General features: G+C 55.2%; 15 protein-coding genes. All 15 read left to right on the top strand.

Going from position 1 to position 15,484, the window contains the following annotated elements; all coding sequences use genetic code 11:
- Positions 1-41: 41 nt before the first annotated feature.
- The 15 genes from SKTS_RS18425 to SKTS_RS18355 all read left to right on the top strand — a co-directional run bounded on the left by SKTS_RS18425 (position 42) and on the right by SKTS_RS18355 (position 15,483).
- A complete protein-coding gene (locus tag SKTS_RS18425) occupies positions 42-959 on the top strand; it encodes a GDP-mannose 4,6-dehydratase (protein WP_173068611.1) in 918 nt (305 codons plus the stop codon).
- Positions 952-1,920, top strand: a complete 969-nt coding sequence (locus tag SKTS_RS18420) for a GDP-mannose 4,6-dehydratase (RefSeq protein WP_173068609.1) — start codon at positions 952-954, stop codon at positions 1,918-1,920. The genes SKTS_RS18425 and SKTS_RS18420 overlap by 8 nt, the downstream gene beginning before the upstream one ends.
- 3 nt (positions 1,921-1,923) lie before the next feature.
- Positions 1,924-3,387 carry a mannose-1-phosphate guanylyltransferase/mannose-6-phosphate isomerase gene (locus tag SKTS_RS18415; RefSeq protein ID WP_173068606.1) on the top strand — a complete coding sequence of 488 codons (1,464 nt, stop codon included), beginning with the start codon at positions 1,924-1,926 and terminating at the stop codon, positions 3,385-3,387.
- A 134-nt stretch (positions 3,388-3,521) separates the two neighbouring features.
- Positions 3,522-4,553, top strand: coding sequence for an N-acetylneuraminate synthase family protein (locus tag SKTS_RS18410; protein WP_173068603.1), 1,032 nt, complete (start codon positions 3,522-3,524; stop codon positions 4,551-4,553).
- A 19-nt stretch (positions 4,554-4,572) separates the two neighbouring features.
- On the top strand, positions 4,573-5,064 hold the full coding sequence (locus tag SKTS_RS18405; RefSeq protein ID WP_173068600.1) for a KdsC family phosphatase: 492 nt from the start codon (positions 4,573-4,575) through the stop codon (positions 5,062-5,064).
- A gap of 15 nt (positions 5,065-5,079) precedes the next feature.
- The gene (locus tag SKTS_RS18400) at positions 5,080-5,892 is read left to right on the top strand and encodes an SDR family oxidoreductase (RefSeq protein WP_173068597.1); all 813 of its coding nucleotides are present in this window, start codon (positions 5,080-5,082) and stop codon (positions 5,890-5,892) included.
- 2 nt (positions 5,893-5,894) lie between these two features.
- Complete coding sequence (locus SKTS_RS18395; RefSeq protein ID WP_173068594.1) at positions 5,895-7,361, top strand: aldehyde dehydrogenase family protein; 1,467 nt, start codon at positions 5,895-5,897, stop codon at positions 7,359-7,361.
- Positions 7,362-7,368: 7 nt separating this feature from the next.
- Positions 7,369-8,124, top strand: coding sequence for an acylneuraminate cytidylyltransferase family protein (locus SKTS_RS18390; protein ID WP_173068591.1), 756 nt, complete (start codon positions 7,369-7,371; stop codon positions 8,122-8,124).
- On the top strand, positions 8,079-10,079 hold the full coding sequence (locus tag SKTS_RS18385; RefSeq protein WP_244617391.1) for a transketolase family protein: 2,001 nt from the start codon (positions 8,079-8,081) through the stop codon (positions 10,077-10,079). Before SKTS_RS18390 ends, SKTS_RS18385 begins: the two co-directional genes overlap by 46 nt.
- Positions 10,080-10,092: 13 nt before the next feature.
- A complete protein-coding gene (gene rfbF, locus SKTS_RS18380) occupies positions 10,093-10,866 on the top strand; it encodes a glucose-1-phosphate cytidylyltransferase (RefSeq protein WP_173068588.1) in 774 nt (257 codons plus the stop codon).
- Positions 10,848-11,951, top strand: a complete 1,104-nt coding sequence (rfbG, locus tag SKTS_RS18375; RefSeq protein ID WP_173068585.1) for a CDP-glucose 4,6-dehydratase — start codon at positions 10,848-10,850, stop codon at positions 11,949-11,951. Before rfbF ends, rfbG begins: the two co-directional genes overlap by 19 nt.
- Entirely contained in the window at positions 11,948-12,508 is a 561-nt protein-coding gene (rfbC, locus tag SKTS_RS18370) for a dTDP-4-dehydrorhamnose 3,5-epimerase (RefSeq protein ID WP_173068582.1), read from the top strand. Before rfbG ends, rfbC begins: the two co-directional genes overlap by 4 nt.
- Positions 12,505-13,728: a class I SAM-dependent methyltransferase gene (locus tag SKTS_RS18365; protein ID WP_173068579.1), complete on the top strand. Its 1,224-nt coding sequence runs from the start codon at positions 12,505-12,507 to the stop codon at positions 13,726-13,728. Before rfbC ends, SKTS_RS18365 begins: the two co-directional genes overlap by 4 nt.
- The gene (locus SKTS_RS18360) at positions 13,725-14,834 is read left to right on the top strand and encodes a DegT/DnrJ/EryC1/StrS family aminotransferase (RefSeq protein WP_173068576.1); all 1,110 of its coding nucleotides are present in this window, start codon (positions 13,725-13,727) and stop codon (positions 14,832-14,834) included. The genes SKTS_RS18365 and SKTS_RS18360 overlap by 4 nt, the downstream gene beginning before the upstream one ends.
- Positions 14,827-15,483, top strand: a complete 657-nt coding sequence (locus SKTS_RS18355) for an acetyltransferase (protein WP_173068573.1) — start codon at positions 14,827-14,829, stop codon at positions 15,481-15,483. The genes SKTS_RS18360 and SKTS_RS18355 overlap by 8 nt, the downstream gene beginning before the upstream one ends.
- Position 15,484 lies beyond the last annotated feature (1 nt).

Below are 15,484 nucleotides of genomic sequence, written 5' to 3'. Positions count from 1 at the left end.
GGTAACTGGCTGGATTGACGGCTCTTTGGTAGACTTTCGTCATGAAAAGATTAATGGTTACGGGGGCGACGGGGTTTGTTGGTGGTTTCATACGGCAAGCTGTTGTGGCAAAAGATAATTCATATGGCCTGGAACTGCTTCCCCCGCAATCCATGGAGTTGCGCGACGCTGAAAGTGTGGCAATAGCATGCAAAGAGTCAAAGCCAGACTTCGTCATTCATCTGGCGGCGCAAAGCTTTGTGCCGGAGTCGTTCAACAATCCGCGCGAGACTTATGAAATCAACTTTTTTGGCACCCTGCATTTGCTTCAGGGGCTGAAAAAGAATGGTTTCAAGGGTCGCCTGCTGTATGTGGGATCGGGCGATATGTATGGCCTGGTTGCCCCCGAAATCCTGCCGGTCACTGAAAATATCCCGCTCAAACCGAGAAACCCTTACGCCGTCAGCAAAGTGGCGGCTGAAGCGCTGTGCTACCAATGGAGTCAGACGGAAGGGATGGATATCGTCATGGTGCGGCCCTTCAATCATATCGGTCCGGGTCAGAGCGAACGTTTCGCGGTTTCGGATTTTGCCCGGCAGGTCGTGGAAATCAAGCTGGGCAGGCGCGAAGCGGAAATCACGGTTGGGGATATAGATGTCACCCGGGATTTCACCGATGTGCGCGACGTGGTCAGGGCATACCTCTTGTTGTTGTCGGAGGGAAAAAGCGGGGAGGCTTATAACGTCTGCTCAGGCAAAGAAATCTCGATTCGAGAAATTTTGGAACAATTAATGGTGCTCGCCGGCGTGCAGGCAAGCATCAGGCAGGACGGCTCTCGTTTCCGCCCGGCGGAGCAAAGGCGGGTATATGGCTCATGTGATAAAATCTGCGGCGCTTCAGGCTGGCAGCCGGAAATCCCGTTGGAACAGGCCCTTATGGATAATTTGAATTATTGGGAAGGCAAACTGAAACATGGCTAATGCATTAATCACCGGCGTGACCGGCCAGGACGGAGCTTATTTAGCGAAATTGTTGCTGGAAAAGGGTTACGGCGTTTATGGCCTGATTGCCCGTCGCGGCACGGACACACTGTGGCGTTTGCGCGAACTGGGAATCGAGCAGCAAGTGGAGCTGATCAACGGCGACCTGACTGACCTGTCTTCCCTGATCCGCGCGATGGAAAAGTCCCAGGCCAGCGAAGTTTATAACCTGGGTGCGCAGAGCTTTGTTGCCACATCCTGGGAACAGCCTTTGTTAACGGCCCAGGTGACCGGGATTTCCGTCACGAACATGCTGGAAGCCGTCCGTATCGTCAACCCCAAGGCACGTTTCTACCAGGCATCCACCAGCGAAATGTTCGGCCTGATCCAGGCCGAGAAACAGGATGAAACAACCCCATTCTATCCCCGCAGCCCTTATGGCGTGGCAAAGCTCTATGGCCACTGGATGACCATCAACTACCGCGAAAGCTTCAATATCCATGGTAGCAGCGGCATTTTGTTCAACCATGAATCCCCGTTGCGCGGCATCGAGTTCGTGACGCGCAAGGTCACCGACGCGGCTGCGCGCATCAAGCAAGGCAAGCAGCAAGAGCTGCGCCTGGGCAATATCGACTCCAAGCGCGATTGGGGTTTCGCCGGCGATTACGTCGAGGCGATGTGGCTGATGCTGCAACAGGATCAGCCGGATGATTACGTCATTGCCACCGGGCGTACCACTACTGTGCGTGATATGTGCAAAATCGCGTTTTCCCATTTGGGCCTGAATTATGAGGACCACCTGGCAATCGATCCCAAATTCTTCCGTCCCGCAGAGGTAGAGGTCCTTCTTGGTAATCCGGCCAAAGCCAAGGCCAAGCTGGGATGGGAAGCCAGCACCAGTCTGGAGACCCTGATCACCATGATGGTGGATGCCGACATGCGGCGAGTAGAACACGAATAAGTGATGCTGATCCCCGTCATCCTCTCCGGCGGTGCCGGCACCCGGCTCTGGCCGGTTTCGCGCGAGGCACACCCCAAGCCTTTCATGAAGCTGGCAGATGGCCAAAGCCTGCTGCAGAAGACTTTTCTCCGAGCGGCTGGGCTGCCCGGCGTGAGAGAGATTTTGACGATCACCAATCGCGAATACTATTTCAAATCCAAGGACGAGTACGAAGCCACAGAAGTCCAGACCGCTGCCAGGCCGACTTTTCTGCTCGAACCGGTAGGCCGCAACACGGCGCCCGCCATTGCGCTGGGCGCCATGAAGATTGCTGCGGAGCACGGGCCGGATGCCCTTATGCTGGTTCTTTCCGCGGATCACCTGATCGATAATCTCGATTCATTTTCCAGTGCAGTGGATGCCGCCTGTCTTTCGGCCAAAGGCGGGACGCTGGCGACATTCGGCATCGTTCCCACCGGGCCGGAAACGGGATTTGGGTATATAGAATGCGGGGACGAGGTCGAACCCTCCTCCCCGGTGCGCCGCGTCTCGCGCTTTGTGGAAAAGCCCACGCAGGATGTCGCCAGGGAATACCTTGCCACCGGGCGGTACCTCTGGAATTCCGGCATGTTCTGTTTCAAGGCCGGCGTCATTCTCCAGGAACTGGCGGTCCATGCCCCCCTGTTGCATCAGGCAGCCCTTGCCTGCTGGGAAGCGACCCAAGAAAGGTCTGGCCCCAAAGACGGAATGACAGACATCGATTCGGCCACTTTTGCCCATGTGCCGGATATTTCCATCGATTACGCCATCATGGAGCGGTCGGACAACGTCGTCGTGGTTCCCGGCGATTTCAGCTGGAGCGATATCGGTTCGTGGGGCGCAGTCAGCGATCTGGTTCGCCCTGACGAAGCGGGCAACCGGGTAGTCGGCGAAGCGATTCTGGTGGATACCGAGAATACCTATATCCAGAGCGAGAACCGGCTGGTCGCCGCTGTTGGTCTCGAGCACCTGATTATTGTCGATACCCCGGATGCGTTGTTGGTAGCGAACCGCGACCGCGTTCAAGACGTGAAAAAAGTAGTGGAGCAGCTAAAGCTGCAGGCTCACGAGAGCTACAAACTGCATCGTACCGTCTCGCGTCCGTGGGGAACCTACACGGTGCTGGAAGATGGACCCCGTTTCAAAATCAAGCGCATCGTCGTCAAGCCGGGTGCTGCACTCTCGCTCCAGATGCACCACCACCGCAGCGAGCACTGGGTTGTGGTAAGCGGCATGGCCAGGGTGGTCAATGGCGGGCAGGAGATCTTCGTCAACACCAACGAATCCACCTTTATTCCCGCTGGCCACAAGCACCGCCTGGAAAACCCCGGAATTCTCGACCTTGTCATGATCGAAGTGCAGAGTGGGGAATATCTCGGCGAGGACGACATTGTTCGGTTTGAAGACGTTTACGGGCGTGTCGCTGCTGCCGTTCAGGAAAACAACTGAATACCGGCAACCAAGACAGCACTACTCGCCTGTTTCAATTGCTGATTTGGCGTCGAGTTCGGCACCCCTGTTGCCAGGCGAATTAACATCGCTGAGTGCGGCCAAACAGATGAAGAATTAGTTAGGAGGAGCAAATGTTCAGACGTGAAGATATAGGTGAAGAGCCATTCGTCATCGCCGAGGTTGGCCAGAATCACCAAGGTGATTTGGCTACGGCAAGAGAATTCATCCGCATCTTCGCCTTCGAAGGTGCGGATGCCGTCAAATTCCAGACACGGAACAACAAGTACCTTTTTTCGCAAGATGCCTATGAGGCGCCTTACGCCAGCGAAAATGCGTTCGCCGAGACCTACGGAGCACACCGCGAACATCTTGAACTTAAGCCGGAATGGCTGCCCATCCTGAAGGAGGACTGCATCAAGTACGGCGTTAAGTTTATGTCGACGCCATTTGATGAGCCCAGCCTTGAATTGCTGCAGCAGATTGATGTGGACATTCTGAAGATCGCCTCATTTGATCTCGGAAATCTTCCGCTCATCCATCGCATCGCCAGCACGGGTAAGCCGGTAGTAATGAGTGTTGGTGGCGGAAAGATCGAACAGATTCGATCTAGCGTCGAAGTGTTGCTCAATCACCACGATGAAGTGGCCATACTTCATTGCGTTTCCGAATATCCCTGTGAATACAGCCGACTTGGACTGGACACTATTGAAGTGCTGCTCAAGGAGTTTCCGGGGTGCACCATCGGTTCGTCCGACCATTTCAATGGGACGCTGTCAGGTCCTGTCGCTTATTTGAAAGGTGCGCGGGTATTCGAAAAGCACGTCACGCTAAATCGAGCCTGGAAAGGGACGGATCATAGTTTCGCCCTTGAGCCAGATGGTTTCCGAAAATTTGTGCGTGACATCAAGCGCGTCCGCCATATGATGCCGCCCAAGGCAGCGGATGATCTGGGCAATGAACGTGTTTTCAAGAAATTAGGGAAATCATTGGTTGCGTATGCAGATATTCAACCAGGAGAAAAAATCACCCTGGAAAACCTGTCCGGGCGCATATTCAACACACAATACATTCCTGTGCGCGAGTCAAATCAAGTGATTGGCAGCATTGCCAAGAGACATATCGCAAAGGGCGAGCCAATTCACTATGCAGATCTCGAAGGCTGACAGCCGGAAAGTTGTACAAATGATCAGTCCGGAATTGCTCGCCTCTGTTCAGTTGATCGCCTTCGATTTCGATGGCGTCTTCACCGACAATACCGTCTATGTCACGCAGGATGGCGTCGAGTCGGTGCGCTGTTGGCGCAGTGACGGATTGGGCCTTTCACGGTTGCGTAATATCGGGGTGCAATCCTTCATCATCTCGACTGAAGCGAACCCCGTGGTCACGGCGCGGGCCAATAAATTGAAAATGCTTTGCAAGCAAGGCGTAGAAGACAAAGCCGCTGCTATTCTCGAAACCTGCCGGGAACTCGGAGTTGCACCAGAACAAACCATGTTTGTCGGCAACGACATCAACGATATACCCGCCTTCAAGTCGATAGGCATTCCCGTTGCAGTTGCAGATGCTTACCCTGAGGTATACCCTCACGTTCTTTTTCGCACCGAAAAACCCGGTGGTTTCGGTGCGGTACGGGAAGTGTGCGACCTGATTTTTCATGCCAGAAATGGCAGTTAGAATGGACTCTAAGCAATGACCCCTGATTCACTATTTGATGTCGGCCAGAACATCGTCCTGATCACTGGAGTGTCCGGCCAATTGGGCGGCGAGTACGCCAAGGCGTTTCTTGAACGTGGCGCACGCGTTGTTGGGCTGGATGTCCGGCCGTCGGCGGGAAGCGAATCACTGGCTGGGCAATACCCGGATAATTACCTTTTTTGTGCGTCGGACGTCACCGCCAAGGCTTCGCTGCAACAAGCCCTGGTTGAAATTGCCAGCAAGTTCGGAACGCCTACCGTCCTGATCAACAACGCTGCGATTGATTCCCCGCCTTCTGCGCCTCCGGAAGAGAATGGCCCATTCGAGGACTATCCGGAAGCCTCATGGGACAAAGTGATCGACGTCAACCTCAAAGGTGTCTATCTTTGCTGCCAGGTCTTCGGCGCTGCCATGGCAAAGGCGGGCAAGGGTTCAATTATCAATGTCGCCTCGATTTACGGGGTGGTATCGCCCGACCAGAATCTTTATGAATACCGTCGTCAGCGCGGCGAGACCTTTTACAAACCCGTCGCGTACTCCGCATCGAAGTCCGGCATACTCAACCTCACCCGCTATCTCGCTGTCTATTGGGCCAAGAAAAACGTTCGGGTGAACACGCTCACCATCGCTGGCGTATTCAACAACCAGGAACAAGCTTTTCTTGACGTCTATTGCGGGCGCATACCTGTCGGGCATATGGCGAACGTCGACGACTACAACGGCGCGGTGCTTTTCCTGGCCAGTTCCGCATCTCGCTACATGACAGGTGCAAATCTCGTCATTGATGGCGGCTGGACGGCGATTTGACCATGACCAACAACACCCCTCGCGTACCTAACTGGGTTAATGGCTGCGAAAGTCTGCCCGAGAACGATGCATGGCTGGACAAGTTCAACCCGCACAATAGCGAACTGCTATGCCGGGTTGCCGACTCGTCAGCCGCCGACGTGCAAGGTGCCATCGCGGCAGCAGGCGAAGCATTCCTGACCTGGTCCGAGTTCACCCCGGTCCGGCGTGGCCAGATTCTCGCGGAGATCGTGGCGGGAATGAAACGGCGCGCCGACGAACTTGGCGAGTGCATCGCCGTGGAAACCGGAAAACCCCCGCAGGATGCCAAGGGTGAAGTGGGAGGCGCCATTCTTCAGGCCGAATACTTCGCCGGCGAAGGCATGCGCCTTTACGGCCGTTCTCTTACCTCCGGTACGCCAGGTAAATATAGCCATACTGTCAGGCAGCCGCGCGGTATCGCCGGCCTGATTGTTCCTGCCAACACACCTATCGCGAATATCGCCTGGAAAACTTTTCCGGCCTTGGTTTGTGGCAATACCGTGGTGTTGAAGGCGGCTGAGGATTCGCCGCAAATTGCCCTGCTGTTTGGCAAGATAGCCAAGGAAGCGGGACTGCCGGATGGTGTGTTCAACGTTGTTCAGGGACGAGGACAACCGGCTGGCGCCGCCTTGGTCGAAGACCCCCGCGTCGCAGTGATCAGCTTTACTGGATCCACCGGCGTCGGCCGCTGGATCGCAGAAGTGGCTGGCAAGCGCCTGGCTCGCATATCGCTCGAACTCGGCGGCAAGAATCCGTTCGTGGTATGTGACGATGCCGACCTTGATCAAGCGGTCCACTGGGCATCACTTTCGGCCTTTAGCAACGCTGGACAGCGTTGTGCTGCAGGCAGCCGCATTCTTGTATTCAGAGAGGTATACGAAGCCTTTCGCGACAAGTTGGTGGTCAAGGCACAAAGTCTGAAACTTGGGGTAAGCGCCAGCTGCGACCTGGGTCCGGTCATCAACAAACGTCAACAGCAGGCAATCCTTGCGGCCATCGATTACGCCAAGACAGAAGGTGGGCGTATCCTGTGCGGCGGCGCAGCACCGTCAAGCCCCGAACTCGCCAATGGATATTACATCCAGCCCACCGTCATCGAAGGGCTTCAGCCCTCGGCCGAACTCAGTTGCAAGGAAGTATTCGGCCCGGTCGTCACGCTGCATCCCGTCGATGACCTGGCGGATGCCCTGGCACTCGCCAACGCCACCGAATACGGTCTCACGGCGGCGATTCATACCCGCAATGTCGATCGGGCCATGTGGTTCGCTCAACGGGTAAGAGCCGGCGTGGCCAACATTAACCTCGGTACCTTCGGCAGCGAACCGCACATGCCATTTGGCGGATTCGGCGCATCCGGCAACGGCACGCGAGAGCCAGGGGTTGAGGCGCTGGACGTGTACTCCGAGTTGAAAAACATCTCCTTCCTTACGCGCAGCAATCTGATCTGACTACGCCATGAAGCCAAAATCCGTCGCCTTCATTCCTGCCCGATCCGGCTCCAAGCGGGTCCCCAACAAGAACATCAAGCCGTTGGGCGGGCACCCGATGCTTGCCTACACCGTGTGCGCCGCCATCGAAAGCGGCGTCTTCGATGCAGTGATCTGTGCGACGGACAGCGAACAGTATGCCGATGTCGCCCGCTATTATGGGGCGGAGGTGCCATTTCTGCGCTCATCGGAGATTTCTGGCGATAAATCGCCCGACATCGAGTGGGTTGTCTGGATGCTAAACGCTCTGAAGGAACAAGGCAGAGATTACGAGATTTTCAGCATTCTTCGCCCCACCAGCCCGTTCCGCCTGCCAGAAACAATTCAACGGGCCTGGAAGCTGTTTACACAAGACAAGAGCGCGGATTCCCTGCGCGCCATCGAAAAATGCAAACAACACCCTGGAAAGATGTGGGTGATACGCGGCCAACGCATGTTGCCCGTCATGCCCTTCACCAACGGTAACACACCCTGGCACAGCAGCCAGTACGCTGCCTTACCCGAGATTTACGCGCAAGATGCCAGCCTCGAGATTGCCTGGTCCCGTGTGCCGCTCGAATCGGGCAGCATCGCCGGGGAGGCGATCATTCCCTTTGTCAGTCAGGGACTGGAAGGCTTCGACATTAACGAACCTGAGGACTGGTTGTTGGCAGAGCACTATCTTGCTAAAGGCGAGGCTTGCTTGCCCAGCATCAACCGATCCATTTACCCTATTCACGAATAACGGAGCATATTGTGGGCGATCAAATTGGAGAAGCCGTTAGCGGTACCCTGTATTACGTACCTTTCAAGGAATTTGAGCGGGTTCGAGCTCTGCCCGTGCCCCCGGTAGAAAAAACCGGCCTGTTTGCCGCTCTCTGCCGGATCAACACCCTTTACATGATCGCCCGCGCAGGATCCGGCCACATCGGTAGCAGCTTCAGCAGTATGGATATCATGTCATGGTTGCAGCTTAACGAACTCCGGATTGCACCTGAGGGCGATGAAGTCTCCCCACAGGACATTTTTTTCTCGTCCAAGGGGCACGATGCACCTGGTCTTTACAACACGTTCATCGGACTGGGCCGGCTCGATTTCGACCTGATTCATACCCTGCGAAAACTGGGTGGTCTGCCCGGTCATCCGGATATCGCCACGCCCAATATCGTCACCAATACCGGCTCGCTGGGCATGGGGGTTTCCAAGGCCAAGGGCATGATCTTCGCCAACCGTCTGCGCAAGCGCTCCGGAAATGTCTTCGTCCTGACCGGAGATGGCGAGCTGCAGGAAGGCCAGTTCTGGGAATCGCTGGTTTCCGCCGCCAATAACAAACTGCACGAGCTTACGGTCATTATCGATCACAACAAGTTGCAGTCGGACACACTTGTCGCCAAGGTCAGCGATCTTGGCGATCTTGAGGCCAAGCTGGCTGCCTTCGGCTGGCATGTCAGTCGCTGCGATGGTAACGACCTTGCCGCTCTCGCCCAAACGCTCGCGGCTACCAAAAATGTTACTGATAAGCCCAAGGTCATTATTGCCGACACCATCAAGGGTAAGGGTGTTTCCTTTATGGAACACACCTCCATCGATTCCGACGTGGAGTTCTACAAGTTCCACAGTGGCGCGCCCAGCGACGAAGCTTACGTCAAGGCAGCGCAGGAACTGATTGATACGGCGAACGCCAAGCTGAACACAGCCGGTGCGGCCCAACTGGAACTCGAAACCATCATCCGCCCCGCAGCGGTGTTGCCGGAAAATCCACAACGACTGATTCAGGCCTATTCGAATGCTTTAATCGAGCAGGCGCGGCGCAATCCAAACATCGTCGCCCTGGACGCCGATCTTATCCTGGACACCGGCCTGATCCCGTTCCAGAAGGAATTTCCGGATCGATTCGTTGAATGTGGAATTGCCGAACAGGACATGGTTTCTCAGGCAGGCGGCATGGCCCTGCAAGGCTTGCTGCCGGTTGTCCACTCGTTTGCCTGTTTTCTTTCCTCCCGCCCGAACGAACAGATATACAACAATGCCACCGAACTGGAAAAAATCATCTATGTCGGTTCGCTGGCCGGCGTCGTTCCAGGTGGACCGGGGCATTCCCACCAGGCCGTGCGCGACATTTCCGCGCTTGGCGGCATACCTGGGCTAACGCTCATGGAGCCTTCCTGTGAGGCGGAGGTCGCCATGCTTCTCGACTGGGCTGTCAACCAGAGCGCCGGGAGCAGCTACCTGCGACTGGTAAGCCTGCCCTGGGTAATCCCGTTTGAACTGCCCTCGGACTACAAACCACAACTCGGTAAAGGTGTCACCTTGACCGAGGGGAAGGATGCCGTGCTAATCACCTATGGCCCGGTGCTGCTTTCCGCGGCGGTGCAGGCAGCGCAGTCTTTGCGCGAAGAGAAAGGCTTGTCGGTCAAGGTAATCAACCTGCCCTGGCTGAATAACATCGATGCCGAATGGCTGACCCGCGAAGTGGGAACGTGCATGGACATATTCTCGCTCGACAACCACTATCTCGTTGGTGGGCAGGGGGATCGGATCGCCGAGATTATTGCGAAAGAAGCCTTGTCAGAAAAGAAGCTGTTCAGAGTTGGTATCGGTGAAATTCCGGCCTGTGGCACAAATCCGGAAATCCTGAAAGTGCATGGCCTGGACAGCGCATCAATATCTGCCGTTATTCGCGCCAAACTCAACAAATAGGAAGGATTGATCCGTGAAAGCCGTCATCCTCGCCGGTGGCCTCGGGACCCGCATTTCCGAGGAAACTTACCTGAAACCCAAGCCAATGATTGAAATCGGTGGCAAGCCGATTCTCTGGCACATCATGAAAATGTATTCGGCCCATGGGGTAAATGAATTCGTGATTTGCTGCGGCTACAAGGGCTATCTCATCAAGGAGTACTTTGCCAACTACTTCCTGCACATGTCCGATGTCACTTTCGACATGGCGGACAACCGTATGGAAGTGCATCAGAAGAAAGCTGAGCCCTGGAAAGTGACCCTGGTCGATACCGGCGAAGACACTCTCACGGGCGGACGCCTCAAGCGTGTGGCCGATTACATTAAAAACGAGGAGGCGTTTTGCTTTACCTATGGTGATGGGGTGAGCAATGTCGATATTCGGGCATCCATCGAATTTCATCGCCAGCATGGAAAATTATCTACTGTCACGGCCGTGCAGCCTCCCGGCCGCTATGGCGCGCTGGAAAGGTCGGGCGACCAAGTGACGGGGTTTGCGGAAAAGCCGCGTGGCGATGGCGGACTTATTAATGGTGGTTTTTTTATACTTTCTCCGAAATGTCTTGATTTCATAGAGGGCGATCACAGCAGCTGGGAAGGAGAGCCGCTTATCAAGCTGGCGGAGATGGGTGAAATGATGGCTTTTGAGCATCTGGGTTTCTGGCAGCCGATGGATACCTTGCGAGAAAAGAATCACCTTGAAGAGCTTTGGGGGGCCGGCAAGGCGCCATGGAAAATTTGGCAATGACGAATTCGGTTAATCCGATGCCTGCCTTCTGGCGCGGCAAGCGCGTTCTGCTCACCGGCCATACCGGTTTTAAAGGTTCCTGGCTGGCATTTTGGTTGCACAGGCTCGGCGCTCATGTGACCGGCATCAGCCTGTCCCCAGTGACTACGCCCAATCTCTTCGATTTGGCTGGCATTGAAACGCTTACCAAAAGCCATATCTGCGATATCCGGGATGCAGCAGCGCTCGCGGTATTGATTGATAAGGCCCATCCGGAAATTATTTTCCATTTTGCCGCGCAAGCTTTGGTACGGGCCAGCTATCGTGATCCACTGGCAACCTTGGCTACCAATATTCAAGGCACTGCAAATGTGCTTGATGCCTTGCGCGATATCGATTCGGTCCGCGCCGTTGTTGCCATAACCACTGACAAGGTTTATCACAATCTTGAACAGCCGTACCCTTACCGTGAGACCGATGCGCTTGGCGGCTACGATCCCTACAGCGCCAGCAAGGCGGCAGCGGAAATTGTTATTGCCAGTTACCGAGATTCTTACCTGGCGGAGAAAAACATTGCCGTCGCCTCGGCTCGAGCAGGCAACGTCATTGGAGGAGGAGACTGGTCAGAAGACCGCCTGATTCCGGACGCAATTCGGGCCTGGAATGGAAACCAGCCGCTACAGATTCGACGTCCGCAATCCATTCGGCCCTGGCAGCACGTATTAGAGCCTCTCTCCGGCTACATCAAGCTTGCCGAGCAACTCTGGCAAAACCCCAAATTGGCGGGCGCTTACAACTTCGGCCCGGAAACCCATGAGGCCGCGTCTGTGCGCGAAGTGGTACAGCTGGCACAAAAGGCCTATGGCCAGGGAGAAATTCATTGGGGTGACGGCAGCGATGGCCCGCATGAAGCTGGCTGGCTGGCCCTTGAAATCTCCAAGGCCCGCACAGTGCTGGGTGTTAAACCACGCTGGTCTCTGGTCGACGCTGTGCAGCGTACCATGCATTGGTATCGTCAGCAGCATGACGGTATCGACGTCCGGGTAGCATGCGAAGCAGACATCGCCGCCTATGAAGCGGTCAATAATTCTAACCAGGCATCATGAGTCGCTTCGCCATTCTCGATACGCCTATCGTCGACCTGAAAATTATCGAGCGTCAGCAACTGGGCGACAGCCGAGGTTTCCTCTCTCGTCTCTTTTGCGCGGAAGAGCTGGCTGCTGCCGGCTGGCGCAAGCCCATCGCCCAGATCAACCACACATTTACGCAAAAGTCAGGCACGGTGCGCGGCATGCATTTCCAGCAACCGCCGCATTGCGAAATGAAACTCGTGACTTGCCTGCGTGGCGCCATCTGGGATGTGGCCGTTGATTTGCGTGCTGGATCCCCGACATTTTTGCAATGGCACGCCGAAGAGCTTTCCGCCGCCAACCGACGTGCACTGCTGATACCTGAAGGTTTCGCCCACGGTTTCCAGACTATTCATGACGACTGTGAACTTCTCTACCTGCATACAGCCTTCTACACGCCCGAAGCGGAGGCTGGACTGAATCCGAATGATTCCAAGCTATCGATTTCATGGCCGCTGGACATTGCCGAACTGTCATCTCGAGATGCGCAACACCCTCTGCTGGACCACCAATTTAAAGGAATGATGCTGTGAAATGTCGTCATTGCTCCTCTCCGCTGGAGCACACTTTCCTTGATCTCGGCTTCGCTCCCCCTTCGAACGCATACCTTACCCGCGAAGACCTGACCAGACCAGAAAAATACTATCCACTGAAAGTCAAAGTCTGCGGTCAATGCTGGTTAGTCCAGACCGAGGACTACGCGCAGGCCGACGAGCTGTTCAGCCCGGACTACGCTTACTTCTCCAGCACCTCTTCCGGTTGGCTGGCTCATGCTGCAAGGTATACGGAAAAGATGATCCGCCAGCTGCAGCTCACGCAAGACAGCCTGGTCATCGAAGTGGCTTCCAACGATGGCTACCTCCTCAAGAACTTTGTGGCTGCAGGTATTCCTTGCCTGGGTATCGAGCCCACCGCCAGTACCGCTGCCGCAGCAGAGAAACTTGGCATCCCCGTCATGCGTGAGTTTTACGGCGAGCAGCTGGGCAAACAGTTGGCCGCTAACGGCCAGCAAGCTGATTTAATTGCCGGAAACAACGTCTATGCTCATGTGCCTGACATCAACGATTTTACCCGTGGCCTGAAGGCGGCGTTAAAACCTGGTGGCACCATTACCCTGGAATTTCCTCATTTAATGAGGTTGCTCGAACACACCCAATTCGATACGGTTTACCACGAGCATTTTTCATATCTTTCCCTTTATACGGTGGACCGCATCTTCAAAATGGCCGGATTGCGCATATGGGACGTGGAAGAATTGCCCACCCATGGTGGCAGCTTGCGAGTGTATGGTTGCCATGGAGAAGACGCTCGTCAGGTTTCTCCTGCCGTTGGAGCGATGCTGGCAGAGGAGGCGCAGCTTGGCCTGCAAACGCTCGCCACATATCAAAACTTTCAGGCCAAGGCAGATCGCGTCAAGGACGACCTCTTGTCTTTTCTGATTGAACAAAAACGAGCGGGTAAAAAGGTGGCCGCCTACGGTGCTGCTGCCAAGGGTAATACGCTGCTCAACTATGCCGGCGTGAAGCCGGACCTGCTGCCGTTTGTCTGTGATGCCGCAACTGCCAAACAAGGTAAATTCATGCCAGGCAGCCACATTCCCATTCTCACTCCGGCTGCCCTGCTGGAACAGCGTCCCGACTATCTGGTGATCCTGCCCTGGAACATAGCTGCAGAGGTTGAACAACAAAACGCCAAGCTTGCGACCCTTGGTACGAGGTTTGTCACGGCGGTGCCGAAGTTGGTGGTCGCATGAAAGCCCGCATTCACTACACTAAGCCATCCATCACCGAGTTAGAGGTTCGTTACGCATCCGATGCTGCCGCGAATGGTTGGGGCGAGAAATGCTACGAGTACATCAATCGTTTTGAAGAGGCCTTCAAAGCCCACCTCGGCGTCAATTATGCCATCGCCACATCCAGTTGCACGGGGGCGCTCCACATGGGTATGGCTGCATTGGGGATCGGACCGGGTGATGAGGTCATCATGGCTGACACCAATTGGATTGCTACGGCCTCACCGATAGTTCATCTGGGCGCAAAACCAGTATTCGTCGATATTTTGCCTGACTCCTGGTGCCTTGATCCGGAATTGGTTGAGCGGGCGATCACACCCCGGACCAAGGCAATCGTCGCTGTCCACTTGTATGGCAATCTTTGCGAGATGGACAAACTGCTCGCCATCGGTGATAAATACGGCATCCCCGTTATTGAAGATGCCGCAGAAGCAATTGGCTCGATCTACCATGGAAAGCGTGCTGGATCGATGGGGAAATTTGGAACTTTTTCCTTTCATGGCACCAAAACGCTTACAACGGGCGAAGGTGGAATGTTTGTCACCAACGATCCGGAACTTTACGAGCATGTGCTTACGCTGAGTAATCATGGACGAGCACGAGGCCAAACCAAGCAGTTCTGGCCGGACATGGTTGGGTTCAAGTACAAGATGTCGAACATCCAGGCAGCGATTGGGTGTGCGCAGACTGACCGAATTGAAGAATTGACCACCCGCAAGCGAGAAATTTTTTCGTATTACCGCAATTGCCTGGAGATCCTCCCGGGCTTATCCATTAATGCGGAACCAGCAGGTACGGTTAATGGGGCGTGGATGCCTACAGTAGTATTTGACCCGCAAACAGGGGTAACCCGAGAACGCCTGCAAGGTGTTTTCGCAAGCGAAAACATTGATGCAAGGGTGTTTTTCCATCCATTATCAAGCCTGCCAATGTTCGACCAACAACCGCAAAATCTTAACGCCTGGGATATTCCGGGACGTGCGATCAATTTGCCCAGTTTTCATGACATAACGACGGCGGAGCAGGACCGGGTAGTGGATGTCATTCGCGGGTGTCTAAATGGCTGAGTGCGCACGCTATGTCCTATGGGGCAGTAGCGGTCATGCAAAAGTGTTGGCAAGTCTCATCGCACTATGCGGTGGAAAAGTAGTGGCACTCTTCGATAACAATCCTAATGCGGTTTCAGTTATCCCTGGGGTGCCCTTGTATGTCGCCAAGGAGGGCTTTGCTCGCTGGTACGAGGGGGAGCAAGATCGCACCAATCTTTATGGGTTGGCCGCAATCGGGGGGGCACATGGTCGCGATCGGTTGGCAGTCCATGAATACTTTCGAATGCATAATGTGCGGGTTGAACCCCTCGTGCACCCCCATGCCTCGGTGTGCCAGACGGCCTTGCTAGGCCCCGGCACCCAAGTGCTGGCCGGAGCAGTTGTGGCTTCTGACGCACACTTGGGAGAAGCTTGTATCGTCAACCACCGCGCTGCCGCGGATCACGAATGCGTGTTGGGCGATGGGGTGCATCTCGCACCGGGTGCGACACTTTGCGGTTGTGTAAAAATCGGCAACAACGTGATGATTGGCGCGGGTGCTGTGGTGCTGCCCCGTGTGACGATCGGCGAGAATACAGTGGTGGGTGCCGGTGCAGTCGTCACTCGGGATCTGCCAACTGGAGTAGTCGTTGCGGGTAATCCGGCTCGAATCATTAGAAACATTTAAT

The sequence above is a fragment of the Sulfurimicrobium lacus genome (assembly GCF_011764585.1).
Taxonomy (GTDB): Bacteria; Pseudomonadota; Gammaproteobacteria; order Burkholderiales; family Sulfuricellaceae; genus Sulfurimicrobium; species Sulfurimicrobium lacus.
The sequence above is the reverse complement of the archived record's forward strand: the minus strand, read 5'-3'. Positions and strand labels throughout refer to the sequence as shown.

Coding starts and splice junctions, on each gene's coding strand:
- SKTS_RS18425 (WP_173068611.1), top strand. CDS start 42: ATGAAAAGATTAATGGTTACGGGGGCGACGGGGTTTGTTGGTGGTTTC.
- SKTS_RS18420 (WP_173068609.1), top strand. CDS start 952: ATGGCTAATGCATTAATCACCGGCGTGACCGGCCAGGACGGAGCTTAT.
- SKTS_RS18415 (WP_173068606.1), top strand. CDS start 1,924: ATGCTGATCCCCGTCATCCTCTCCGGCGGTGCCGGCACCCGGCTCTGG.
- SKTS_RS18410 (WP_173068603.1), top strand. CDS start 3,522: ATGTTCAGACGTGAAGATATAGGTGAAGAGCCATTCGTCATCGCCGAG.
- SKTS_RS18405 (WP_173068600.1), top strand. CDS start 4,573: ATGATCAGTCCGGAATTGCTCGCCTCTGTTCAGTTGATCGCCTTCGAT.
- SKTS_RS18400 (WP_173068597.1), top strand. CDS start 5,080: ATGACCCCTGATTCACTATTTGATGTCGGCCAGAACATCGTCCTGATC.
- SKTS_RS18395 (WP_173068594.1), top strand. CDS start 5,895: ATGACCAACAACACCCCTCGCGTACCTAACTGGGTTAATGGCTGCGAA.
- SKTS_RS18390 (WP_173068591.1), top strand. CDS start 7,369: ATGAAGCCAAAATCCGTCGCCTTCATTCCTGCCCGATCCGGCTCCAAG.
- rfbG (WP_173068585.1), top strand. CDS start 10,848: ATGGAAAATTTGGCAATGACGAATTCGGTTAATCCGATGCCTGCCTTC.
- rfbC (WP_173068582.1), top strand. CDS start 11,948: ATGAGTCGCTTCGCCATTCTCGATACGCCTATCGTCGACCTGAAAATT.
- SKTS_RS18360 (WP_173068576.1), top strand. CDS start 13,725: ATGAAAGCCCGCATTCACTACACTAAGCCATCCATCACCGAGTTAGAG.
- SKTS_RS18355 (WP_173068573.1), top strand. CDS start 14,827: ATGGCTGAGTGCGCACGCTATGTCCTATGGGGCAGTAGCGGTCATGCA.